We start from the raw sequence: 23,188 nt of genomic DNA, 5'->3' as shown, positions 1-23,188 counted from the left end.
GCAGCAGGGGGTCTCCCCGAAGCAGGTCAGATCACTTGGTGATCTTCGTGACCCGGCCGGCGCCGACGGTGCGGCCACCCTCACGGATCGCGAACTTCAGACCCTCGTCCATGGCGATCGGCTGGATCAGCTCGACCGTCATGTCCGTGTTGTCGCCCGGCATGACCATCTCGGTGCCCTCGGGAAGGGTCACGACGCCGGTCACGTCGGTGGTCCGGAAGTAGAACTGCGGACGGTAGTTGTTGAAGAACGGCGTGTGACGGCCGCCCTCCTCCTTCGAGAGGATGTAGACGCTGGCCTCGAAGTTGGTGTGCGGGGTGGTGGTACCCGGCTTCACCACGACCATGCCGCGCTCGACGTCCTCGCGCTTGGTGCCGCGCAGGAGCAGACCGACGTTCTCACCGGCCTGGCCCTCGTCGAGCAGCTTGCGGAACATCTCGACACCGGTGACGGTGGTCTTCTGCGAGCCCTCGCGGATGCCGATGATCTCGACCTCCTCGTTGACCTTGACGATGCCGCGCTCGATACGACCGGTGATGACGGTGCCACGACCGGTGATCGTGAAGACGTCCTCGACGGGCATGAGGAAGGGCTTGTCGACCTCACGCTCGGGCTGCGGGATGTACTCGTCGACGGCCGACATGAGCTCGAGGACCGACTGGCCCCACTTCTCGTCGCCGTTGAGCGCCGGGAAGGCAGCAACGCGCACGACCGGGACGTCGTCGCCCGGGTACTCGTACTCGGAGAGGAGCTCGCGCACCTCCATCTCGACGAGCTCGATGAGCTCGTCGTCGTCGACCATGTCGCACTTGTTGAGCGCGACGACCAGGGCGGGGACGCCGACCTGGCGGGCGAGCAGCACGTGCTCACGGGTCTGCGGCATCGGGCCGTCGGTCGCGGCGACCACCAGGATCGCGCCGTCCATCTGGGCGGCACCGGTGATCATGTTCTTGATGTAGTCCGCGTGACCGGGGCAGTCGACGTGCGCGTAGTGGCGCGCCTCGGTCTGGTACTCGATGTGCGCGATCGAGATCGTGATGCCGCGCTGGCGCTCCTCGGGAGCCTTGTCGATCTGGTCGAACGGCGAGGCCTCGTTGAGGTCCGGGTACGCGTCGTGCAGGACCTTCGAAATGGCCGCCGTCAGCGTGGTCTTGCCGTGGTCGATGTGACCGATCGTGCCGATGTTGACGTGCGGCTTGGTCCGCTCGAACTTCGCCTTAGCCACTGGGGCTCCTCCTGGTGTGTTGTTACTTGACTCGTACTAAAGGGGTGGTGCGCCGAGGGTCTGCATGGAGCAGTCCCGGTTGGGGACTACTCGCCGCGCGCCTTCTTGATGATCTCGTCGGCGATGTTCGTGGGAACCTCGGCGTACGAGTCGAACTCCATCGAGTACGACGCCTGACCGGAGGTCTTGGACCTCAGGTCGCCAACGTACCCGAACATCTCGGACAGCGGCACGAGGGCGCTGACGACGATGTCGCCGTGACGCTCCTCCTGCGCGCGGATCTGACCGCGACGGCTGTTGATGTCACCGATGACCGTGCCGAGGAAGTCCTCGGGGGTGGTCACCTCGACGGCGAACACGGGCTCGAGGAGGACCGGCTTCGCCTGGCGGGCCGCCTCCTTGAACGCCTGGATGCCGGCGATCTTGAACGCGAGCTCGGAGGAGTCGACGTCGTGGTAGGCGCCGTCCTCGAGGGCGACCTTCACGTCGACCATCGGGTAGCCGGCGAGGACACCGAACTCCATGGCCTCCTGAGCGCCGTTGTCGACCGACGGGATGTACTCGCGCGGGACGCGACCACCGGTGACGTTGTTCGCGAACTCGTAGCCCGCACCGAGGCCGGTCTCGGGGTCGATGTTCGGGCCGATCGAGATGACGATCTTCGCGAACTGGCCCGAGCCACCGGTCTGCTTCTTGTGCGTGTAGCTGTGGTTCGAGACGGTGCCGCGGATGGTCTCGCGGTAGGCGACCTGCGGCTTGCCGACGGTCGCCTCGACCTTGAACTCGCGCTTCATCCGGTCGACGAGGATCTCCAGGTGGAGCTCGCCCATGCCGGAGATGATGGTCTGGCCGGTCTCCTCGTCGGTCTTGACGACGAAGGTCGGGTCCTCCTCGGCGAGACGCCCGATGGCGACACCGAGCTTCTCCTGGTCGGCCTTGGTCTTCGGCTCGATGGCGACCGAGATCACCGGGGCCGGGAAGGTCATCGACTCCAGCACCACCGGCTTGGCGTTGTCGGAGAGGGTGTGACCGGTCCGGGTGTCCTTGAGGCCCATGACGGCCACGATCTGGCCGGCGCCGACCGACGCGATCTCCTCACGCTTGTTGGCGTGCATCTGGTAGACCTTGCCGATCCGCTCCTTGCGGCCGTTGCTCGCGTTGAGCACGGTCGCGCCGGCCTCGAGCTTGCCCGAGTAGACGCGGACGAAGGTCAGCTTGCCCAGGTGCGGGTCAGCGGCGATCTTGAACGCCAGCGCGGACAGCGGCTCGTCGCTCGACGGCTTGCGGACGACCTCGTTCTCCTCGGTCTCCTCGGCGCCCGGCTTGTGGCCGACGATGGCGTCCACGTCGAGCGGGGAGGGGAGGTAGTCGACGATCGCGTCGAGCAGGGGCTGCACGCCCTTGTTCTTGAACGCGGTGCCGGTGAGGATCGGGTTGACCTTGTCGGCCAGGGTCGCGCGACGGATGGCGGCCTTGAGGGTCGGCACGTCGAACGTGTCGCCGTCCTCGAGGTAGACCTCCATGATGTCGTCGTCGGCCTCGGCGAGGGTCTCGACGAGCTTCTCGCGGTACTCCGCGGCCTTGTCGGCGAGGTCGGCGGGGATCTCCTCGACGACGTAGTCCTCGCCCTGCTGGGTCTCGCCGCGCCACACCTTGGCGTTCATCTCGACCAGGTCGACGACGCCGATGAAGTCGCCCTCGGCACCGATCGGGATCTGGAGGATCAGCGGGGTGGAGTTGAGCTTCTGCACGATCGAGTCGACGACGCGGTAGAAGTCCGCACCGGTCCGGTCGAGCTTGTTGACGAAGCACATCCGCGGGACGGCGTACTTGTTGGCCTGGCGCCACACGGTCTGCGACTGGGGCTCCACGCCGGCGACACCGTCGAACACCGCGACGGCGCCGTCGAGGACGCGCAGCGAGCGCTCGACCTCGACGGTGAAGTCGACGTGCCCGGGGGTGTCGATGATGTTGATCTGGTGCTTCTTCCACCAGCAGGTCGTCGCGGCCGACGTGATCGTGATGCCGCGCTCCTGCTCCTGCTCCATCCAGTCCATGGTGGCGCCGCCATCGTGGACCTCACCGATCTTGTAGGTGATGCCGGTGTAGAACAGGATGCGCTCGGTGGTGGTGGTCTTGCCGGCGTCGATGTGCGCCATGATGCCGATGTTGCGGACGACGTTCAGGTCCGTCGTGATGTCGACTGCCACGTGAGTCAGCGTTCCTTAAGTAGAGGATGAGCAGGTGACGTACGGCGGAGCCGGGGCTCCGCCGTACGGATGGTCACCAGCGGTAGTGAGCGAAGGCCTTGTTGGACTCGGCCATCTTGTGGGTGTCCTCGCGCTTCTTCACCGCGGCACCGAGGCCGTTGGCTGCGTCGAGGATCTCGTTCTGCAGGCGCTCGGCCATGGTCTTCTCGCGACGCTCCTGGGCGTAGCCGACGAGCCAGCGCAGCGACAGCGTGGTGCCGCGGTTGCCCTTGACCTCGATCGGGACCTGGTAGGTCGCGCCACCGACACGGCGGGACTTGACCTCGAGCGCGGGGCGCACGTTGTCGAGCGCACGCTTGAGGGTGATGACCGGGTCGACGCCCGTCTTCTCGCGGGTGCCCTCGAGAGCGGAGTAGACGATCCGCTGAGCGACCTGCTTCTTGCCGTCCTGGAGCACCTTCGACACCAGCTGGGTCACCAGCTGCGAACCGTAGACCGGGTCGACGTCGATCGGGCGCTTCGGCGCGGGGCCCTTGCGCGGCATGTCAGCTCTTCTCCTTCTTGGCGCCGTAGCGGCTGCGAGCCTGCTTACGGTTCTTCACGGCCTGGGTGTCCAGGGCGCCGCGGATGACCTTGTAGCGAACACCGGGCAGGTCCTTCACACGACCGCCGCGGACGAGCACGATCGAGTGCTCCTGCAGGTTGTGACCCTCACCCGGGATGTAGGCGGTGACCTCGACGCCGCTGGACAGGCGCACGCGGGCGACCTTCCGGAGGGCGGAGTTCGGCTTCTTGGGGGTGGTGGTGTAGACGCGGGTGCACACACCGCGACGCTGGGGCGAACCCTTCAGGGCAGGCGTCTTGGTCTTCGACACCTTGTCCTGGCGGCCCTTGCGGACCAACTGATTGATGGTGGGCACCTGGTGGTTCCCTTTCGGTTTGAGATCACGGCTCGGCACGGTGCCGGGCTCGGAGTGAAGCGTTGATGCGGAGTGCTCCCCCGTGGGCCGCGCCGGTGAAGGCGGGGACTGAGGGCATGCTCGACGTGCCGGGTGGCCCCAGACACGAGATTCGAGATTACCGGCCGCCCCGAAGGCGGGTCAAAATGCGGACCGCACGCCTGAGCGGCCGCTCCCGGAGTCGGTGCTCAGGTCAGCCAGCGGGTGATCGGGTCGATCGCGAAGTAGACGACGAACAGACCGGCCACGACCCACAGCAGCGGGTGCAGCTCGCGAGCCTTGCCGCGGACCACCTTGAGGAACGCGTAGGACACGAATCCGGCGCCGATGCCGACCGAGATCGAGTACGTGAACGGCATCAGGACGATGGTCAGGAAGGCCGGGATCGCGATCTCGACGTCGTCCCAGGCGATGCCGGTGATCTGCTGCATCATCAAGAAGCCGACCAGGATCAGCGCGGGGACCGCCGCCTCGGACGGGATCATCGCGACCAGCGGCGAGGCGAAGATGGTCACCAGGAAGAGCAGGCCGGTGACCACCGATGCCAGCCCGGTGCGCGCGCCCTCGCCGACGCCCGAGGCCGACTCGATGTACGACGTGTTCGAGGAGACGCCGGCCGCGCCGCCCGCGATCGCGGCGACCGAGTCGACCACCAGGATCCGGTCGGCGTGGGGCGGCATGCCCTCCTCGTCGAGCAGGTTGGCCTCCGCGCCGATGGCGGTCATCGTGCCCATGGTGTCGAAGAAGTCGGCGAGCATCAGCGAGAACACGAGCAGCAGGACGGTGACCACGCCGACCTTGTCCCATGAGCCGAGCAGGTTGAACTCGCCCAGGGTGCCGAAGTCGGGTGCGTGGAAGTCACCGGTCCAGGCGGGGACGGTGAGTGCCCAGCCGCCGGCCTTCTCGGCCGACGTACCGAGGTCGCCGATGGCCTCGACGATCACCGCGACCCCGGTCATCACGACGATCGAGATCAGGATCGCGCCGCGCACCTTGCGCACCCACAGGGCCAGCATCAGCAGCAGCCCGACCACGAAGACCAGGACCGGCCACCCGCTCAGGCTGCCGTCGGCGCCGAGCTGGACCGGGACGGTCGTCTTGGCGGCGTCGGGGATCCGCTTGACGACGCCGGCGTCGACGAAGCCGATCAGGGCGATGAACAGGCCGATGCCGACCGAGATGGCGACCTTGAGCTGCGCGGGGACAGCCCGGAAGACCGCCGTACGGAAGCCGGTGAGGACGAGGACCAGGATCAGGACGCCCTCGATCACGACCAGGCCCATCGCGTCGGCCCAGGTCATCTGGCTGGCGACCGCGAACGCGAGGAAGGCGTTGAGGCCCAGGCCCGTGGCCAGCGCGAGCGGGTAGTTGGCGACGACGCCCATCAAGATGGTGAGCACGCCAGCCACCAGCGCCGTACCCGCGGCGATCGCGGCGAGGTTCGGGGCGCTGCCGCCGCCGAGGTACTTGCCGTCGATGTCGGTCGCGAACCCGAGGATCAGCGGGTTCAGCACCACGATGTAGGCCATCGTGAAGAACGTGACCACGCCTCCGCGGAGCTCCTGGCCGAGGCTGGAGCCCCGCTCGGAGATGCGGAAGAAGCGGTCGATCGGGTTCGCGGGAGCGAGGAATTCGGCCGAGTTCACGGCCGAAGCATCGCAGGAGCCACGACGGGGGTCGAGCCCGAGGTCGGCTGGAGGCGTGTCACGGCCGCCCGGCGTACGGCGACCGCGAGCCCGACGCCGGCCAGCACCAGGGCCCCGCCGACGACCAGGGTCCACCGGGCTCCGAACTGCTCGCCGATCCATCCGATGACCGGCGAGCCGAGGGGCGTGCCGCCCATCACGATGGTCATGTAGATCGCCATCACCCGTCCGCGCAGCGCCGGCGCGGACTCGGTCTGCAGCAGCGCGTTGCACGAGTTGAGGACGGTGATCACCGAGAAGCCGAGGAGGGGGCACAGCAGCACGAAGGTGAGGTACGTCGGCGCCAGGCCGGCCGCGATCTCGAGCACTCCGAACGCGACGGCCGCCCCCATCAGCAGCCGCACCCGCACCTGGGAGCGACCGGCGGCTACCAGCGCGCCGGTGAGCGAGCCGATCGCGAGCACCGAGCCGAGCACGCCGTACTCCTTGGCACCCTTGTCGAAGACCTCGGTGGCCATCAGCGCCGAGGTGATCTGGAAGTTCATCCCGAAGGTGCCGATGAAGAAGACGAGCACGAGGATCATCAGCATCTTCGGCTGGCTGCGCACGTAGGCGACACCCTCGCGCAGCATCCCGGGTGTGCGGGCGGCGGGGCGCGGCGAGTGGAGGGCCGCGGTGTCCATCCGGCGCAGCTGGGCGATCACGGCCAGGTAGGACAGCGCGTTGGCGAGGATGACCCAGCCGGTGGCGCGCATCCCACCCCCGCCGAAGCCGATCAGCAGACCGGCCAGGCCGGGCCCGATCAGCCGGGCGGCGTTGAACGCGGCGGAGTTGAGGCTCACGGCGTTGGTCACGTCGTCGGCGCCGACCATCTCGGAGACGAAGGCCTGCCGGGCGGGGGCGTCGAACGCCGCGCCGATGCCGAAGACGAACGCGATGACGTAGACGTGCCAGGTCTGGGCGACACCGAGCACCGCGATCAGGCCGAGCGCGAGCGAGGCGAGGGCCATCATCGCCTGCGTCACCTGGAGCAGGACGCGCTTGGAGATGCGGTCGGCCACCACCCCGGCGTACGGCGAGAGCAGCAGCACCGGCAGGAACTGGAGGCCGGTCGTGATGCCGAGCGCGGCGCCGCCGTTGCCGGGGATGGTCAGGACCAGCCAGTCCTGCGCGACGCGCTGCATCCACGTCCCGACGTTGGAGACGAGGCTGCCGGCGAAGTAGAGCCGGTAGTTGGGGTGGGACAGGGAGCGGAATCGGGGGCTCGTGGGATCTCCTTCGGGTCAGTCGGTCTCGGCCTCGGCGAGGCGCTGCAGGATGGGGGCCGCGCGGCGCAGCACGTCGCGATCCTCGGCGCTCAGGTCCTCGAGGCGGCGCGAGAGCCAGCGGTCACGGCGGGTGAGGTCGGCGGCGACGACCGCGCGGCCGTCGTCGGTGATCCGGACGACCACCTGTCGTCCGTCGCTCGGGTGGGCGCACCGCTCGACCAGGCCGGCGTCGGCCAGCGCGGTCACGGTGCGGGTCATGCTCGGGGGCTGCACCTGCTCGCGCGCGGCGAGCGCGCCGACCGCGAGGTCGCCGTGACGGTTGAGGGCGTAGAGCACCGCCATCGACGACACGCTGAGGTCGTTGTCGGGGTGCCGCTCGCGGGCGAGCCGGCGGCGTAGGCGCATGACGGCGAACCGGAGCTCGGTCGCGAGCCCCGCGTTGCTGCGCACGTGCTTCTCCAGAGTCGGCATGTCGTTAGCATAAGTCATTACCTTCGGTAATCATTCCTCGCGGAGTAGAGTTCTTGGCGTGGAGCTCCGTGACGACCAGCCGACCCAGCACGAGTTCGGCAACCGGACCTACCTGATCGCCCCCGTCGAGCCGCTCGACGTCGACGGCGTCCGGACCGTCCAGGTCGGCACCGTGCTGTTCCTCGTCGCCTTCGTCGGCCTGCTGCCGTTCTACGGCCGCCTCGAGGAGGACGGGCGCACCTGGCTGCTGTGGATGTGCCTGACCGGCGTGGGCCTGGGCCTGCTCGGCTCGGAGTACTGCAAGCGCCGCCGCCAGGTCCGCGCCGAGCGGGACCTCGACGCCGATGACTGAGGCTCCCCTGCCGCCCACCCGGTGGGCGCTGGGCGGCGCGAAGACGGTGGGGTACGGCGAGCGGTTCGCCGAGCTGATCGCCGACGGCGCCGACGTGGTCGGCGAGGCCCGCCTGGCCGACACCCTCGTCGAGCGCGGTGCGACCATCCTCGACGCCGGCTCCGGCATGGGCCGCATCGGCGCCCACCTGCTCTCCCTCGGGCACGACGTCACCGCCGCCGAGCCCGACCCGGCGCTCGTGGCCCAGTCGCGTCGTACCTTCCCGGACCTGCCGGTCGTGCCCCTGGAGATCCTCGCCCTCACCCCCGAGGCACTCGCCGCCGCCGGCGCTCCCCTCGCCTACGACCTCGTCGTCTGTGTCGGCAACGTGCTCACCTTCGTCGCCGAGGACACCGAGGTCGCCGTGCTCCGCCGGCTGGGCTCACTGCTCGCGCCGGGCGGACGGATCCTGGTCGGCTTCCACCTGCAGCAGGGACCCTCGACCGCGCGCGTCTATGCGCCGGAGGAGTTCCTGGCCGACGTCGCCGCCGCCGGGCTGGTCGTGCAGCACCGGTTCGGTGGTTACGACCTGCGCCCGGTCGACGACCTCTACTCGGTGGCCGTTCTCAGCGGGGCCTGACACCGACCGCCCTTGTAACTAAGTGTTACAGCACGAATTCCGGTGCAGCAGCGCCCGGGAGGTAGCAACAGCACCCGGGTAGACGCGTCCGAGATGCATCGAGCACCCTCGCCCACGCACGATCGGCGTTCAGCATCTACCTGGGCGGTGTGGCCACTACCCGGGTGCTGGTGCGCCCCTATTCGCGCTGTAACACTTAGTTACAAGGGCGGGCGGCGCTCAGAACTTCTCGAGGTCGTCCAGCGAGATCGTGTCGACCACCGGCGGGGCGGGCGGCTGCGGCTGCTGCCGCTTGCTGAGGCGCACCTCGGAATGACCACCGCAGCCGTGCTGGAGCGCGACGACGCGGCCGTCGTCGTTGGCGTCACCGTTGGCGCAGACGCCGAACAGCTCGGAGAGCGGGCCGCCGAGGCGGACCAGGAAGCCGCAGGAGTAGCAGTGGTGCGGCGCGGACTTGGCGATCGGGGCATCGGGGCCGGCCTCGCCGTCGTACCAGCGCTCGGCGGCGGCGTCGCGGCCCTCGGGCGAGAGCACCCGGACCCGGCCGAGGCCGAGGTCCTTGGCGACCTGGCGGACCTGGGCCTTCTCGTCGGTGTCGAGCGGGTCGTCACCGAAGGAGTACGTCGGCACCAGGCGCGGGTCGTCGTCGGAGACGGGCAACAGGTCGCCGGGCGACATGTCGCCCGGCTGCAGGCGGTCGCGGTAGGGCACCCAGGCAGGCGCGACGATGGCGTCGGGGCCGGGCAGCAGCACGACCTCGACGACGGTCACCTTGCGCTGACGGGAGGCTCGGGTGAGGGTCACCGCCCACTGCCAGCCGATGTAGCCCTTGCGGGTGCACTCGAACAGGTGCGTGACGACCCGGAGTCCGTCAACCTGGTGACCGGTGTGGTCGCCCACGTCGCCGGCGTCGACCTCCTCGAGCAGCGCAGCGCGGGCCGCGTCGACGGCATCGGCGGTGGCGGCGTCGGTCAGCTTGCGCTCCAGGGTGGACACGGGCACAGCATCCCCCATGCCACCGGTGATCGTCACGTCGGGGCAGGCAAGATAGGGGCGTGAGCACGCACGGTTCGGACCCGCGCCCACCGGCCAGCCCGCCGGGCCCCGAGGCCGGACCGAGCCCCGAGGTCACCGAGACCGGCTCGATGCGGGCGGTCGGCTCCAGCCTCGGCACCGGCGCGAAGGCGACGGCGCGGGGGCTCAAAGGGGTCGCCTCGGTGACCGGCCGGGCCAGCCGGGCGACCTTCCGCCAGGCCCGCAAGGCAGCGGGCGCGCAGGGAGCGGAGCGCTCCGGGCTGAACCGGCTGATCGAGCTGCACGCCGCCAACGCGGCCGGAGACTCGGCGTTCGCGATCGCGCTCGCCGGGACCGTCTTCTTCGCCGGCGCGACCAGCGGCGAGCGTGGTCCGGTGCTGCTGTTCCTGGGGCTGACCATGGTCCCGTTCGCGATCGTGGCGCCACTGATCGGGCCCTTCCTCGACCGGTTCAGCCACGGCCGGCGCTGGGCGATCGGCGCGACCTTCGCGCTGCGCGCGTTCCTGTGCTGGGTGCTGGCCGGGACGCTGGGCGACGGGTCGCCCTGGTTCTACGTCGCCGCGCTCGGCGTCCTCGTCTCCTCCAAGGCGTACGGCGTCGCGAAGGCCGCCGCCGTCCCCCGCCTGCTGCCCAGCGAGATCACCCTGGTCAAGGCCAACGGCCGGGTCGCGCTGGCCGGCGTGGTCGGCGCCTGCGTTTCGGGCCCGCTGGCCGGCGCGGCGTACTGGATCGGTCCGGAGTGGGCCTGCCGCTACGCCTTCGTGGTGTTCACGATCGGCACGGTCGCCGCGATCCTGCTCCCGAGCGGGGTGGACTCGTCGGCCGGCGAGGAGTCGGTCGACGGACCGCGGGACGCCGCCGGTGCGCGCCGCCGTCCGGGGTTGCCGCCGAAGGTCGCCTTCGCACTGCGGGCCAACTGCGGACCACGCCTGCTGTCGGGCTTCCTGACCATGTTCATGACGTTCGTGCTGGCCACCGAGCCGCTCGACGGCTGGGAGAGCAAGACCCGCTCGACGCTGCTGGTCGGCCTGGTCATCGGCGCCGCCGGGCTCGGCAACACGGTAGGGATCGTGGTCGCCTCGCTCGCCCGCAAGATCAACCCCGCCGTGATGGTCGTGGTCGCGCTGGTCGCCGACATCGTGGTGCTGGTGCTGGCCACCGTGTTCTACGGCCTGCTCCTGCTGGTGGCGCTGGGCCTGACGGTCGGCCTGATGCAGTACCTCGCGAAGGTGTCCCTGGACTCGACCATCCAGAGCGACGTCCCGGTGCGCGCGCACGCCAGCGCCTTCGCCAAGGGCGACACCACCCTGCAGCTGGCGTGGGTGTTCGGCGGCTTCCTCGGCGTCGTGATGTCCTACCCCGCCGTCAACGGGGTGGGACTGGCGTTCGCCGCGGTGCTGCTGACGGCGTGGGCTGTGTTCGTGCTGCGCAGCAGGCCGCAGCGGCCGGCACCCAAGCTGGCCGCCTGAGCCTGTATTCACCGATTTGTGGCGAGTGGAGCGTCACCAGATGGGTGTGATGGCAAGGCGTCCGGCGCGAAGCCGGACTGGGCGTCCGTCGAGCGTCGGCAACGCAGCCAGCGCGCCCATATGGAGGCGCTCCGCCGCTGGAAATCGGTGAATGCAGGCTCAGCCTCGGGGTCAGGACTCCAGCTCGTCGGCGAGCGCGCGCAGCAGCTTGGCCACGGGCTGCGCCGTACGACGGTCAGGGTGTCGGCCGTGGCGGTACGCCTCGCCGACGCCGTCGAGGAGCCGGATCAGGTCCTCGACGATCGGGACCATCTCCTCGGGCTTCTTGCGCTTGGCCTGCTGCTGGTTGCGCGAGACCGAGGCGGGCGCGTCGAGGACGCGGACCTGGAGCGCCTGCTCGCCGCGGCGCCCCTGGGCGATGCCGAACTCCACACGGGTGCCTGCCTTGAGCGTGGTCACGCCCTCGGGCAGCGCGTCGGCGCGGACGTAGACGTCCTCGCCGCCCTGCTGGGAGAGGAAGCCGAAGCCCTTCTCCGCGTCGTACCACTTCACCTTGCCAGTCGGCACGGGTCCGCCCAACCTCTCCTCATCGCAGGCGTGCGCACCGGTCGGGCGCACGCGCGGCACATCGTAGCCTCGCTCCACGGATCGAGGCTCATGTCCGTGCCGCCACCTATTCTCACTGACGTGGCAACCGAATTGACGGCCCCCGTGCTGCCGGCACCGCCCCTGCCCGTCAGGACCGAACGGCTGGTGCTGCGGACCGTCGCGCCCGCGGACAGCGCGGCGATCGGCGGCTACTGCTCGGACCCCGAGGTCACCCGCTACCTGCCGTTCCCGGCGCTGGACGCCGAGGGCGTGGCCGGGCGGATGGAACGGCTGGTCGCCGGCACAGCGCCGTCGGGTCCCGGTGAGATCCTGGCGCTGGCGGTGGTCCACGACGGCGTGCTCGTCGGCGACCTGATGCTGCGCTTCACCGACCGTCACGGCGAGAGCGACCCGCCGGGCATCGGCGAGCTGGGTTGGGTCTTCGCGCCGGAGCACGCCGGGCGCGGGTTCGCGACCGAGGCGGCCAGGGCGCTGGTCGACCTGGCGTTCACGCACTACCCGCTGCACCGGCTGATGGCGCGCCTCGACCCGCGCAACCTCGCCTCGGCGCGGCTGTGCGAGCGGCTCGGGATGCGGCACGAGGCGCACACCCGCGAGGACTACCCCGACCGGGACGGCACGTGGAGCGACACCGCGGTCTACGGGCTGCTGCGCCGCGAGTGGGCCGGCGCCTGAGTCCCGACGTCAGGTCTCGCGCTCGACCCGCATCGTGCGGTCGCCGAAGCGCACCTCGTCACCGGCGAGCAGCGTGCTCGGGCGTCCCGGCGACAGCGAGCGCGACATGCCCTTGCGGATGACGTAGGAGCCGTTGGTCGACCCGCGGTCCATCACCACGAGCGCTCCGTCGGGCGCGACCTGGAACTGGGCGTGGGTCTTCGACAGCGACATGTCGGAGGAGCGCAGGGGTACGACGTGGCGCGCCTCCTCCCCCGGCCGCGGCTCCGGGCGCCGGCCGACGAGCGCGAGGCCCTCGACGACGAACGCCTCGCCGGTGTCGAACGCCACCCGCCACCGCACGGTCGCGGGGCTCGGCGGCAGGGCCGCGGGGCCGGTGCCGGCGCCGGGCTCCGGACGGACCCGGGTCTGCTCGACCGGGACGCGGGGCGCGGCGGGCGCCGCGGGCGGGACGGTTGCTGCGGGGACGGCTGGTGCGGCCGGTGGCACCGACGGGGTCGGGCGGGCCTGGGGCGCCGGCGCGGGAGCGGGAGTCGGCGTGGGAGCCGGGGCCGGGGTGGGTGCGGCGACCGGCGTGGGGACGGGGGCCGGCGCGGGAGAGGGGGTGGGAGTCGGAGTCGGGGTCGGGGTCGGGGTCGGGTCCGGCATCGGCGTGGGGTGCTCCTCGACCGGCGAGGGCAGCAGTCGCATCGCGGTGAGGTTCACGATCTGCTGCGGCCGCTCGACGACCGGTGCGGCCTCGACCTCCTGCGGCCGGACGTCGACGACGATCGCGTCGCCGATCCGGTCGTGCAGCCCGCGACGCTGGCGCGAGGGGTCCATCGCGGCGGTCCAGGCGAACGTTGCCAGGCCGAGGCCTGCGGTCGGGAGCCCGGCGATGCCGAGCACGATCGCGCGCAGCAGGGCGGCGCCGACACCGATCGGGCGGGCCGTCGTACGCCGCAGCACGCGCAGGCCGGTCGCGGCCTTGCCGGGGGTGAGGCCCGTCGTACCGACGAGAACGGCGAGCACCAGCCCGACCACCGCCGCGACGCCGAGGAAGGAGAGCACGACGACCGCGCCGTTGTCGGGATCGACCAGCTTCCACACGCCGAAGGCGGCCGCCGCGGCGATTCCCCAGCCCACCGCCCGGTCGATGACGAAGGCGGTGAACCGTCGCTCCATCTCCGCCGGGCGGAGGTCACCGGCGGCGAGGGGTGTCGGGGTGGGGACGTGCGACATGCAGGGCGCTCCGAGTAGCGGCAGGGGGTCAGGGACGGGTGACCTGGATGGTGATCCCGTCACCGAGGTTGATGGTCGCGCCGGGGATCAGCTGGACGGCGATGCCAGGCTTGAGGTCCTCCGGACCGAGGCCCGGCTGCACCAGGACGGTGCCGTTGGTCGAGCCCATGTCGGTCACGACGGCGGTGCCGAGGTCGGCGCCCGTGCCGGGACGCACCTCGACGTGGGTGGAGGAGATCTCGTGGAGCCGGCTCGGCACCGTGACGAGCATCGGCTGCTCGGTCGAGGTGAACCGGCGCGCCTCCGGCGCCCGGCCGATGAGGACCGCGCGGTCGACGATGATCGACTGCCCGTCGGAGACGAGGAGCTTGGCGACCGGCTGGGTGACCGGCGGGGCGGCGGGGGTGCCGGGCACGGGCGGGACCAGCGGCGCCGGCGGCTCGCCGGCACCGGCGACAGTGAAGCCGTCGTGCTCGATGCCGGGGCCCGGCGGCGCGGGGACGCTGCCGACCGGCTCCCACGAGCCGACCGGCAGCGGCGGCGCGTCGGGGACCTCGGGCGCACCCGGGGCCGGCGGCGGAGGCGGCACCCAGCCCGGCGGCGCGACCTCGGTCGGGCCGCCCAGCGGCGGGAAGGTCGGCGCGGGGACGGCCGGCGTCGGCGGCTCGTCGAGCGCGTCGGGCTCGGCCGCGGTGTCGGCGCCGGCGGCGTCGCCGGCAACGACGTCGTCGGAGCCGTCGGCGGCCGGGGTGTCCCAGGGGGTGACCCAGCCGTCGGGCGCGGGCTCCTGGGGCGCCTCGGCGAGCGGCTCGTCCATCGACTCGTCGACGGCGTCCATGACCTCGGTGGCGGGGCCGTCGTCGAGGTACGCCGCCTCGGTCACCGCCGCACCCCCCTCGTCGAGCGGGCTGGGCTCGTCGAGGGCGAGGTGCGCGCCGCCCAGGGCGGGCTCGGGCTCAACGACCGGCTCCGGCTCGGGCACCTGCTCGACGACCGGCTCCGCCTCGGGCTCCTGCTCGGCGACCTGCTCGGCGACCGGCTCGGCGACCGGCTCGGCGACCGGCTCGGCGACCGGCTCGGGGGCAGTAGCCGCCACGGCCACGGCCGGGCGGTCGATCCGGCCGACCCGGACCAGCCCGGTCAGGATCGGGAAGTCGGTGTCGTCGCTGTCGCCCTCACCGACCGGGAGGCTGATGCTGAGCGCGGTGACGTCGTCGAGGCTGCGCTCGACCCAGGTGTGGCTCGCGCCGCCGTCGACGGTCACGGTCTCCCCGGCGGCGGTGACGGTGGCGACCACGTCGGGGCCGCGCAGCAGGAAGCGGGTCGGGCCCTCGTCGGTGCTGACCAGTACGAAGCCGGGGATCCGGCTCAGGCCGGAGGCGAGCAGCCCGTCGAGGACGTCGTCGAAGCCGGCGCCGCCGTCGACCATCGCCCAGAGGCCGACGACCTGCTCCTTCTGCGACTCCGGGAGCACGATGGCGGCCTCGGGTCCGAAGACGGCGTACCAGGCACCGCTGCGGTACGACCAGGCGGTGTCGCTCATGGGAGGGCCCCCAACTTCTGCTCCAGACTCAGCCGCTGCGTGCGGGAGTCGTACGGGTCAACGTGTGCCAATCCCACCACATCGACCACGACGGCCGTCGCGTTGTCGTGCCCGCCCGCGGCGACCGCGGCGGCGACCAGGGCGTCGGCGGCGTCGCGCGGGTCGTCGTACCCGGCGAGGATCGAGGCGATGGTCACGTCGTCCACCATGCCACTGACGCCGTCGGAGCACAGCAGCAGCCGCTCGGCGGCGGCGAGGGGCAGCAGGTAGTAGTCGGCGGCGCCGCTGACGGCACCGGGCATCGCCGCTCCCCCGAGCGCGCGGGTGACGACATTGCGGTTCGGGTGGACGGCCGCGTCGTCGGGCGTGATCCGGCCGGCGTCGACGAGCTCCTGGACCAGGCTGTGGTCGACGCTGACCTGCTCGAGCTCGCCCTCGTTCCATCGGTAGATCCGGGAGTCCCCGACGTTGGCGAGCAGCCAGTGGGGTCCGTCCGCGGACTGCACGAGCAGGGCGAGTACGACGGTGGTGCCGGCCGCGAAGTCGTCACCGGCCCCGGCGGCGCGCTGCTCCTCGTCGTAGGCCAGCAGGCGGTCCTGGGCGGCCTGGAGCGCCGCGTCGACCGCCGCGGTGCCGTCGTCGAGGTCGTAGTCGCCGTGGGCGAGGCGCGCGAGCTCCTCGACGGCGTACCGGCTGGCGACGTCACCGCGGTCGTGTCCGCCCATGCCGTCGGCCACGACGAAGACCGGCGGATCGGACAGGAAGGCGTCCTCGTTGACCTGCCGGACCAGGCCGACGTCGGTCGCGGCACCGTGGTGCAGCTCGACGCTGCTCATCGATGTCCTAGCGTTGGCACCGTGGGAGCGGGACCGAGCGGACACCGGTCGTTGGCCGACCAGCTGCGGTCGTGGCCCGACGATCGGCTCCAGCGCCTGCTCACCGCTCGTCCCGACCTGGCCACCCCTGCCCCTCACGACTTCGGACAACTCGCGTCCCGCGCCGCGGTGAGGAACTCGATCGCTCGCGCGCTCGACAGCCTCACCCGAGGCGAGCTCTCGGTACTGGATGCCCTCGTCGTCGCCGGTCAAACCACCGATCCGGAAGTCGCCGCGATCGTCGACGCGGACCCGGCGTACGTCGCTGCGACCCTCGCCCGGCTGCGCGATCTCGCGGTCGCCTGGGACTCGCCCGAGGGCCTCCGGGCGCTGAGCGGTGTCGCCGACGCGATGGTCGGCGGTCCGGACGCCGGGGTGAGCGGGCTGCGGCCGCGGACGGCGACCCCGCGCCCGGCCGAGGAGATCGCCGAGGCGCTGGCGGCGCTGCCGTCCGCGGCCCGCGCGCTGCTCGACCACGTCATCGCGGAGGGCGGTACGGCGAAGTCCGGGTCGGTCCGGGTGGGGGTGCGCCCCGAGGACGCCGAGACCCCCGCCGAGCTGCTCGTCGCGCACCGGCTGCTGGTTCCCGGCGGCTCCTTCCTCCCAGGGCTGCTGGTCGTGCCGGGCGAGGTCGGGCTGGCGGTCCGCGGTGGCCGGACGACGACCGAGCCGGTCGACGTCGCGCCCCCGGTCGCGTCGGAGGAGCGCTCGCCGAGGCTGGCCGCGAGTGCCGCGCTGGGCGCCGCCACGGACGTCGTACGACGCGTCGGCCTGCTCCTCGAGTGGTGGGCCAACCGTCCGGCGGCGGCGCTGCGCACCACCGGGCTGGGCGTGCGGGAGCTGAGGGCGGCCGCGACGCAGCTGCAGGTGCCGGAGCCCGAGGCGGCGTTGGTCGTCGAGCTCGCGCACGAGGCCGGGCTGGCCGCCACCCGCGCGGACGCGGACGGCAACCCGGTGTGGGTGCCGACCTCGGCGTTCGACGAGTGGGCCGAGCGGCCGGTCGCCGAGCGGTGGACCGTGCTGGCGCGGGCCTGGCTGTCGAGCGCGCGGCTGCCGTCGCTGGTCGGCGAGCGCGGGCCGGACCAGAAGCCGTGGAACGCGCTGACCCCCGAGCTGGCCGCTGCCGGGATGCCCGAGGCCAAGGCGATGGCGCTCGCCGTCCTGGCCGGCCTGCCCGAGGGACACGGCCTCGCTGCCGGCACCGGGTTGCCGTCGTTGGTCGCTCGGGTCGCATGGGAGCGGCCGCGCCGGCCCCGGACCCGTCCCGACCTGGTGGCGTGGGCGGTCGCCGAGGCGGCCGTCCTCGGGCTGACGGGTGCCGACGTGCTGGCGCCGTACGCGCGAGCGCTGCTGGCCGGCGAGGACCCCGCGCCCGTTCTGGCCGAGCTGCTGCCGCCGCCCGTCGACCACGTGCTGATCCAGGCCGACCTGACCGCCGTCGCGCCGGGTCCGCTCGAGCCCGACCTGGCCCGGCGGCTGCAGCAGGTCGCCGACGTCGACTCGCACGGTGCCGCGACGGTCTACCGCTTCACCCCCGGCTCCGTACGACGCGCGCTGGACTCCGGCTGGACCGCGGCCGAGCTGCACGCGTTCGTGCTCGCCGCGTCCCGCACGCCGGTCCCCCAGCCGTTGAGCTACCTGATCGACGACGTGGTCCGCTCCTTCGGGCGGCTGCGGGTCGGGCTGGCGTCGTCGTTCGTGCGCTCGGAGGACGAGGCGGCGCTGGCCGCGCTGGTCAACCACCCGAAGGCGGCAGGGCTCGGGCTGCAGCGGATCGCACCGACCGTCGTGGTCTCGACGCTGCCCATCGACGTCCTCCTGCTCAGGCTGCGTGAGCTCGGCCTGGCGCCGGTGGTCGAGGGCCCCGACGGCGTGGTCCGGGTGGGCGCGCCCGACTCCCTGCGCGCCCGCACCCCCCGGACCCGGGAGAGCGCGGACACCGCTCGGTCCGCGGCCCGTCAGGCCGCCCACGTCGTGTCCGCCGTGGCGACGCTGCGCGAGGGGGACGAGGCGGCCCGCAACCGGCCCGCGACCGCCACCGCCGCGGGCGGCGGGGTGCTCTCGGCGCTGCGCGAGGCGATCGAGCGCGGCGGCGCCGTCCTCATCGGGTTCACCGACAACCAGGGCGTGGTGTCCGAGCGGACCGTGCGCCCGCTCGTCGTCGAGGGCGGGCAGCTGACCGCGTTCGACGCCGACGCCGAGGACGACGACCCGGACGCGGAGCGGCGCTACGCCGTGCACCGGATCAGCCGGGTCATCCCCGTCACGTAAACTCGTGCGGTGACAGACGGACCCCTGATCGTGCAGTCGGACAAGTCGCTGCTGCTGGAGGTCGACCACCCGCAGGCCGCGGAGTGCCGCAAGGCGATCGCACCGTTCGCCGAGCTGGAGCGCTCACCGGAGCACATCCACACCTACCGGCTGACCCCGCTGGGGCTGTGGAACGCGCGTGCCGCCGGGCACGACGCGGAGCAGGTGGTGGACACGCTGCTGACCTGGTCGCGCTACCCGGTCCCCCACGCACTGCTGGTCGACGTCGCCGAGACGATGGCCCGCTACGGCCGGCTGCGGCTCGAGAAGCACCCCGTGCACGGCCTGGTGCTGGCCTCCAGCGACCGGCCGGTGCTCGAGGAGGTGCTGCGCGCCAAGAAGATCGCCGGCATGCTCGGCGCCCGGATCGACGACGACACCGTCGCGGTCCACCCCTCCGAGCGCGGCAACCTCAAGCAGGCGCTGCTCAAGCTGGGCTGGCCGGCCGAGGACTATGCCGGGTACGTCGACGGCGAGGCCCATCCGATCGCGCTCGACGAGGAGGACTGGTCGCTGCGCTCCTACCAGTCGGAGGCGGCCGAGGCGTTCTGGCACGGGGGCTCGGGCGTCGTCGTCCTCCCCTGCGGGGCCGGCAAGACGCTGGTCGGCGCGGCCGCGATGGCCCACGCGCAGGCGACCACGCTGATCCTGGTCACCAACACGGTGAGCGCCCGGCAGTGGAAGGACGAGCTGGTCCGTCGTACCTCGCTGACGGAGGACGAGATCGGCGAGTACTCCGGCACCGTCAAGGAGATCCGGCCGGTCACCATCGCGACGTACCAGGTCATCACGACCAAGCGGAAGGGTGTCTACCCGCACCTGGAGCTGTTCGACGCGCGCGACTGGGGCCTGATCGTCTACGACGAGGTGCACCTGCTGCCGGCGCCGATCTTCCGGATGACCGCCGACCTGCAGGCGCGGCGCCGGATCGGGCTGACCGCGACGCTGGTCCGTGAGGACGGCCGAGAGGGCGACGTGTTCTCGTTGATCGGCCCGAAGCGGTACGACGCCCCGTGGAAGGACATCGAGGCCCAGGGCTGGATCGCGCCGGCCGACTGCATCGAGGTGCGGGTGTCGCTGCCGGAGTCCGCCCGGATGACCTATGCGACGGCCGATCCCGAGGAGCGCTACCGGTTGGCGGCCTGCACCCCGGAGAAGCTCTCGGTGGTGCGCGACCTCGTGGCGCGGCACGCCGGCCAGCCGACGCTGGTGATCGGGCAGTACCTCGAGCAGCTCGCCGAGCTCGGCGAGGCCCTGGACGCGCCGATCATCACCGGGCAGACGACGGTCAAGGAGCGGCAGCGGCTGTTCGACGCGTTCCGCTCCGGCGAGATCGGGCTGCTGGTGGTCTCGAAGGTCGCGAACTTCTCGATCGACCTGCCCACCGCCGAGGTCGCCATCCAGGTGTCGGGATCGTTCGGCTCACGACAGGAGGAGGCGCAGCGCCTCGGTCGGCTGCTCCGCCCGGGCCAGCCGGGTCCCGGTGGCGAGCGGAAGGTCGCGCACTTCTACACGATCGTGGCGCGCGACACCGTCGACGCCGAGTTCGCCCAGAACCGGCAGCGGTTCCTGGCCGAGCAGGGCTACGCGTACCGGATCGTCGACGCGGAGGACCTCGCCGGCGCCTGACGACCGCACCCCCTACGAATTGGTCGTGAAACCGGTCGAACCGGGACCAATTCGTAGGGGGTGCGGATCAGATCAGGCCGCAGCGGCCCCCGCGTCGAGAGCCACGAGCGCCCGCTCCAGGATCTCGGTGACCGCACCGACAGGGGTGACGGTGAGCGCGGACAGGATCTCGGCCGGGACGTCGTCCAGGTCGGGCCGGTTGCGCTCGGGGATGAACACCTCGGCGACGCCGGCCCGCTGGGCGGCGAGCAGCTTCTGCTTCACCCCGCCGATCGGGAGCACCCGGCCGGACAGCGTGACCTCGCCGGTCATCGCGATGTCGGAGCGGACCGGGCGACCGGTCAGCAGCGAGACCAGCGCGGTGACCATGGTGACACCGGCGGACGGCCCGTCCTTCGGCACGGCGCCCGCGGGGAAGTGCACGTGGATCGACCGCTCGAAGGCCTCGGCCGGGATGCCGAGCTCGGTGGCGTGCGAGCGCACCCACGAGAGCGCGATCCGCGCCGACTCCTTCATCACGTCGCCCAGCTGGCCCGTCACGGTCAGCCCCGTCTCGCCCGAGGCGACCGACGTCTCGACGTACAACACGTCGCCGCCCATGCCCGTGACCGCGAGGCCCGTGGCGACGCCGGGGACCGACGTACGCTCCTCGACGTCGGGGGTGAACCGCGGCCGGCCGATCAGCTCCACCAGCGAGTCGATGCCGATGTCCACCCGCTCCACCTCGCCGGACGCGAGTCGGGCCGTGGCCTTGCGGAAGGCCTTGGCGAGCAGCCGCTCGACCTGGCGTACGCCGGCCTCGCGGGTGTAGTTCGCCGCGATCTCCCGCAGCGCCTCGTCGGTGATGCTCACCTCGTCGGCGGACAGCGCGGCCCGCTCGAGCTGGCGCGGAACCAGGAAGTCACGGGCGATCGCGACCTTGTCCTCCTCGGTGTAGCCGTCGATGGCGACCAGCTCCATGCGGTCGAGCAGGGCGGCCGGGATCGAGCCGATGTCGTTGGCCGTCGCGATGAACAGCACGTCGGACAGGTCGAGGTCGAGCTCGAGGTAGTGGTCGCGGAAGGTGTGGTTCTGCGCGGGGTCGAGGACCTCGAGCAGGGCCGCGGCCGGGTCGCCCCTGTAGTCGGAGCCGACCTTGTCGACCTCGTCGAGCAGCACGACCGGGTTCATCGAGCCGGCCTCCTTGATGGCCCGTACGACGCGGCCGGGAAGGGCGCCGACGTACGTGCGCCGGTGACCGCGGATCTCGGCCTCGTCGCGGACGCCACCCAGGGCGACCCGGACGAACTTCCTCCCGAGGGCGCGGGCGACGGACTCGCCGAGCGAGGTCTTGCCGACCCCCGGAGGCCCCGCGAGGAGGACGACGGCGCCGGAGCCGCGGCCGCCGACGACCTCGAGGCCGCGCTCGGCACGGCGGGCCCGGACGGCGAGGTACTCGGTGATCCGGTCCTTCACCTCGTCCAGCCCGTGGTGGTCGGCGTCGAGCACCGCGCGCGCGGCGGCGATGTCGGTGTCGTCCTCGGTCGTGACGTTCCACGGCAGGTCGAGGACGGTGTCGAGCCAGGTACGGATCCAGCCGGCCTCGGGGTTCTGGTCGCTGGAGCGCTCGAGCTTGTCGACCTCGCGCAGCATCGCCTCGCGCACCGCGTCGGGGACGTCGGCCGCCTCGACCCGGGCGCGGTAGTCGTCGCCACCGTCGGGGTCGCCCTCGCCGAGCTCCTTGCGGATCGCGGCGAGCTGCTGGCGCAGCAGGAACTCGCGCTGGTTCTTCTCCAGCGACTCGCGCACGTCGGCGTCGATCTTGTCGCTGACCTCGGACTCCGCCACGAAGTCGCGCGTCCATTCGACGAGCAGCTCGAGCCGCTCGCGGACCGACGGGGTCTCGAGGAGCTGGCGCTTGCGGTCGTCGGAGAGGTACGGCGCGTAGCCGGCCGTGTCGGCCAGCGTCGCCGGGTCGTCGATCCGGGTCACCTGGTCGGCGACCTGCCAGGCCTCGCGGCGCTGCAGCAGGCCCACGACCAGCTTGCGGTAGTCCTCGGCGAGCACGCGGACGTCGTCGTCCACGACCCCGCCGTCGACCGGCTCGACCTCGACCCACAGGGCCGCGCCGGGACCGGACACACCACTGCCGATGCGGGCGCGCCCGCCGGCCTTGAGCACGGCCGCCGGCTCACCACCGGAGAACCGGCCGACCTTCTCGACGCTCGCCACGACGCCGTACGACGCGTAGCGGTCCTCGAGACGAGGAGCGACGAGAACCTGGGCGTGGTCGCCGGATTCACGAGCAGCAAGCTGGGCGGCGTCGATGGCGGCTCGGGCGGGCTCGTCGAGCTCGACCCGGACCACCATCCCGGGGAGCACCACCACGTCGGAGAGGAACAGCACCGGAAGCTGGATCGGGTTCGTCATGCACCTTCCAATGCATTCCGGGTTCGCGGTGTTCCGGCGTTCGCGGTGGGCGAACTCGGGAACTGTCCGGCCTCGATCAGTCGAGCAGCCGCGCCGGGACGAGAGTGATGTCGTAGGGCGCGGCCGCGGCCCACTCCTCCTCGCCCGCGACCAGCGCGGCCACCTCGTAGCGACCTTCGCGCAGCTCCCAGGCGGTCAGGCTCGGCACCTCGGGATCGAGCACCCAGTACGACGGCACCCCAGCCCGCTCGTAGAGCCGCTTCTTGCGCACCTGGTCGCGGCCGCGACTGCTCGGCGAGAGGATCTCGACGACCAGCAGCGGGGCGCCCGTCAACCCCCGCTGCTCGGGACGGTCCCGCTCCACGACCAGCAGGTCCGGCTCGACCACCGACAGCTCCTCGAGCTGCACGTCGAAGGGCGCGGCAAGGACGACGAGACCTTCAGGGCGGGCCAGGTGGAGTGCGACGTGCAGGGCACCCGACATCCGCTGATGGTCGAACGAGGGCGCCGGCGACATCACGATCTCACCCTCGAGCAGCTCGTAGCGGTTGCCGTCGTCGGGCATCCGGTCGAGGTCCGCGCGGGTGTGGCCCGGGCCGAGGGTCGGGGTCGTCATGCCTCTCATCGTGCCTCCTCACCTCGAGCGCCCGCCAGCGCGCACCG

The 23,188-nt window shown here is 71.9% G+C and carries 20 protein-coding genes; 6 read left to right on the top strand and 14 right to left on the bottom strand.

Annotated elements, in window-relative coordinates; genetic code table 11:
- Window positions 1-31: 31 nt before the first annotated feature.
- The 7 genes from tuf to QI633_RS04715 all read right to left on the bottom strand — a co-directional run bounded on the left by tuf (window position 32) and on the right by QI633_RS04715 (window position 7,779).
- Window positions 32-1,225: an elongation factor Tu gene (gene tuf / locus QI633_RS04745; RefSeq protein WP_141800192.1), complete on the bottom strand. Its 1,194-nt coding sequence runs from the start codon at window positions 1,223-1,225 to the stop codon at window positions 32-34.
- A gap of 86 nt (window positions 1,226-1,311) precedes the next feature.
- Window positions 1,312-3,435: an elongation factor G gene (fusA, locus tag QI633_RS04740; RefSeq protein WP_141800193.1), complete on the bottom strand. Its 2,124-nt coding sequence runs from the start codon at window positions 3,433-3,435 to the stop codon at window positions 1,312-1,314.
- Window positions 3,436-3,508: 73 nt separating this feature from the next.
- Complete coding sequence (rpsG, locus tag QI633_RS04735) at window positions 3,509-3,979, bottom strand: 30S ribosomal protein S7 (protein ID WP_141800194.1); 471 nt, start codon at window positions 3,977-3,979, stop codon at window positions 3,509-3,511.
- Between the two features lies 1 nt (window position 3,980).
- A complete protein-coding gene (gene rpsL / locus QI633_RS04730) occupies window positions 3,981-4,355 on the bottom strand; it encodes a 30S ribosomal protein S12 (RefSeq protein WP_038677267.1) in 375 nt (124 codons plus the stop codon).
- A gap of 227 nt (window positions 4,356-4,582) precedes the next feature.
- Window positions 4,583-6,040: an NCS2 family permease gene (locus tag QI633_RS04725; RefSeq protein ID WP_282428282.1), complete on the bottom strand. Its 1,458-nt coding sequence runs from the start codon at window positions 6,038-6,040 to the stop codon at window positions 4,583-4,585.
- Window positions 6,037-7,287, bottom strand: a complete 1,251-nt coding sequence (locus tag QI633_RS04720; RefSeq protein WP_282429283.1) for an MFS transporter — start codon at window positions 7,285-7,287, stop codon at window positions 6,037-6,039. The genes QI633_RS04725 and QI633_RS04720 overlap by 4 nt, the downstream gene beginning before the upstream one ends.
- Before the next feature lie 36 nt (window positions 7,288-7,323).
- The gene (locus QI633_RS04715) at window positions 7,324-7,779 is read right to left on the bottom strand and encodes a MarR family transcriptional regulator (protein ID WP_260806509.1); all 456 of its coding nucleotides are present in this window, start codon (window positions 7,777-7,779) and stop codon (window positions 7,324-7,326) included.
- Between the two features lie 58 nt (window positions 7,780-7,837).
- Here QI633_RS04715 and QI633_RS04710 point away from each other — a divergent pair, with 58 nt between their 5' ends.
- A complete protein-coding gene (locus tag QI633_RS04710; RefSeq protein WP_282428281.1) occupies window positions 7,838-8,131 on the top strand; it encodes a DUF2530 domain-containing protein in 294 nt (97 codons plus the stop codon).
- A complete protein-coding gene (locus QI633_RS04705) occupies window positions 8,124-8,750 on the top strand; it encodes a class I SAM-dependent methyltransferase (protein WP_282428280.1) in 627 nt (208 codons plus the stop codon). Before QI633_RS04710 ends, QI633_RS04705 begins: the two co-directional genes overlap by 8 nt.
- A 219-nt stretch (window positions 8,751-8,969) precedes the next feature.
- Here the strand turns inward: QI633_RS04705 and QI633_RS04700 are convergent, their stop codons facing one another.
- On the bottom strand, window positions 8,970-9,746 hold the full coding sequence (locus QI633_RS04700) for a DUF3027 domain-containing protein (RefSeq protein WP_282428279.1): 777 nt from the start codon (window positions 9,744-9,746) through the stop codon (window positions 8,970-8,972).
- Window positions 9,747-9,805: 59 nt separating this feature from the next.
- On the opposite strand from QI633_RS04700, the gene QI633_RS04695 reads away from it, so the two are divergent.
- The gene (locus QI633_RS04695; RefSeq protein WP_282428278.1) at window positions 9,806-11,254 is read left to right on the top strand and encodes an MFS transporter; all 1,449 of its coding nucleotides are present in this window, start codon (window positions 9,806-9,808) and stop codon (window positions 11,252-11,254) included.
- A 171-nt stretch (window positions 11,255-11,425) separates the two neighbouring features.
- Here QI633_RS04695 and QI633_RS04690 read toward each other — a convergent pair whose 3' ends face one another.
- Complete coding sequence (locus QI633_RS04690; RefSeq protein WP_139624783.1) at window positions 11,426-11,821, bottom strand: cold-shock protein; 396 nt, start codon at window positions 11,819-11,821, stop codon at window positions 11,426-11,428.
- Window positions 11,822-11,941: 120 nt separating this feature from the next.
- Here QI633_RS04690 and QI633_RS04685 point away from each other — a divergent pair, with 120 nt between their 5' ends.
- Window positions 11,942-12,538: a GNAT family protein gene (locus QI633_RS04685; RefSeq protein ID WP_282428277.1), complete on the top strand. Its 597-nt coding sequence runs from the start codon at window positions 11,942-11,944 to the stop codon at window positions 12,536-12,538.
- Between the two features lie 9 nt (window positions 12,539-12,547).
- Here the strand turns inward: QI633_RS04685 and QI633_RS04680 are convergent, their stop codons facing one another.
- Genes QI633_RS04680 through QI633_RS04670 form a run of 3 tightly spaced genes read right to left on the bottom strand, consistent with a single transcriptional unit; the run spans window position 12,548 to window position 16,138 of the window.
- A complete protein-coding gene (locus tag QI633_RS04680) occupies window positions 12,548-13,759 on the bottom strand; it encodes an RDD family protein (protein WP_282428276.1) in 1,212 nt (403 codons plus the stop codon).
- 28 nt (window positions 13,760-13,787) lie between these two features.
- Complete coding sequence (locus tag QI633_RS04675; RefSeq protein WP_282428275.1) at window positions 13,788-15,302, bottom strand: hypothetical protein; 1,515 nt, start codon at window positions 15,300-15,302, stop codon at window positions 13,788-13,790.
- Complete coding sequence (locus QI633_RS04670) at window positions 15,299-16,138, bottom strand: protein phosphatase 2C domain-containing protein (protein ID WP_141800202.1); 840 nt, start codon at window positions 16,136-16,138, stop codon at window positions 15,299-15,301. The genes QI633_RS04675 and QI633_RS04670 overlap by 4 nt, the downstream gene beginning before the upstream one ends.
- Before the next feature lie 21 nt (window positions 16,139-16,159).
- Between QI633_RS04670 and QI633_RS04665 the strand changes: the two genes are divergently transcribed.
- Together QI633_RS04665 and QI633_RS04660 are read left to right on the top strand one after the other, a co-directional pair.
- Window positions 16,160-18,448, top strand: a complete 2,289-nt coding sequence (locus tag QI633_RS04665) for a helicase-associated domain-containing protein (protein WP_282428274.1) — start codon at window positions 16,160-16,162, stop codon at window positions 18,446-18,448.
- Between the two features lie 9 nt (window positions 18,449-18,457).
- Window positions 18,458-20,116, top strand: coding sequence for a DNA repair helicase XPB (locus tag QI633_RS04660; RefSeq protein WP_282428273.1), 1,659 nt, complete (start codon window positions 18,458-18,460; stop codon window positions 20,114-20,116).
- 72 nt (window positions 20,117-20,188) lie between these two features.
- On the opposite strand, the gene lon is transcribed toward QI633_RS04660, so the two are convergent.
- The gene (lon, locus tag QI633_RS04655) at window positions 20,189-22,525 is read right to left on the bottom strand and encodes an endopeptidase La (protein WP_282428272.1); all 2,337 of its coding nucleotides are present in this window, start codon (window positions 22,523-22,525) and stop codon (window positions 20,189-20,191) included.
- Window positions 22,526-22,601: 76 nt separating this feature from the next.
- A complete protein-coding gene (locus tag QI633_RS04650; protein WP_282428271.1) occupies window positions 22,602-23,141 on the bottom strand; it encodes a Uma2 family endonuclease in 540 nt (179 codons plus the stop codon).
- Window positions 23,142-23,188 lie beyond the last annotated feature (47 nt).

This window comes from Nocardioides sp. QY071 (genome assembly GCF_029961765.1).
Classification (GTDB): Bacteria; Actinomycetota; Actinomycetes; order Propionibacteriales; family Nocardioidaceae; genus Nocardioides.
The sequence above is the reverse complement of the archived record's forward strand: the minus strand, read 5'-3'. Positions and strand labels throughout refer to the sequence as shown.